The sequence below is a fragment of the Azospirillum mesophilum genome (genome assembly GCF_053470405.2).
In genome coordinates, this window is sequence record NZ_JBPXMQ020000121.1 from 1 (window position 1) to 848 (window position 848).

The window sequence follows — 848 nt, forward strand, 5'->3', positions numbered from 1 at the left end:
TAGGGCGTGTCGTCAGTTAGGGGATTCCCAGCGGGCGGAATGCGTGATTCATAGAGCGTCGGCTGACGGGAGGGCCGACCGATGCGACGCTATGCTTTGCGCGATGACCAGTGGGAGCGGATCCAGGATTTTTTGCCGGGGCGCCCCGGGCATGTCGGCGGGACGGCGAAGGACAACCGCCTGTTTGTTGATGCGGTGTTGTACCGCTACCGCGCCGGCATTCCGTGGCGCGATCTCCCCGCCCGTTTCGGGGACTGGAAGAACACCCACCGCCGTTACCGGCGCTGGTGCGAAAGCGGCGTGTTCGAACGCCTTTTCAAAGCCCTGGCCGAGGACAGCGACAACGAATACATGATGCTCGACGCCACCGTCGTCCGCGCCCATCAGCACAGCGCCGGGGCGCGCAAAAAAGGGGGGCCGGGCAAGCCATCGGCCGTTCCCGCGGTGGGCTGACGACCAAGATCCATGCCGTCGTGGACGCCTTGGGCAACCCGGTGGCGCTCGCCCTGACCGCCGGTCAAGTCTCTGACTTCAGCCAAGCCTTGCCGTTGCTCGCCCAGGTCGCTCCCCGAGCCTTCATCGCCGATAAGGCCTACGACGGCGACGCCGTGATCGCCGCCTTGGCTGAGAGGGGCATCGTCCCCGTCATCCCCTCCAAGGCGAATCGGCTGGTCGCCCGCGACACCGACTTCGCCTTGTACCGGGAACGCAATCTCGTCGAGCGATTCTTCAACAAGCTGAAAGGCTTCCGGGCCATTGCCACACGCTACGACAAGCTTGCCAGCACCTTTCTGGCCGCCGTTTACCTCGTCTCGGCTGTCATCTGGCTCAACTGACGACACGCTCTA

Annotated in this window: 2 protein-coding genes; both read left to right on the plus strand. The window is 64.5% G+C overall.

What is annotated here, in order from left to right:
- Nucleotides 1–96 precede the first annotated feature (96 nt).
- A complete protein-coding gene (locus ACSVC7_RS32705) occupies nucleotides 97–453 on the plus strand; it encodes an IS5 family transposase (RefSeq protein ID WP_483509186.1) in 357 nt (118 codons plus the stop codon).
- Entirely contained in the window at nucleotides 348–836 is a 489-nt protein-coding gene (locus tag ACSVC7_RS32710; RefSeq protein WP_483509188.1) for an IS5 family transposase, read from the plus strand. The genes ACSVC7_RS32705 and ACSVC7_RS32710 overlap by 106 nt, the downstream gene beginning before the upstream one ends.
- Nucleotides 837–848: the final 12 nt, after the last annotated feature.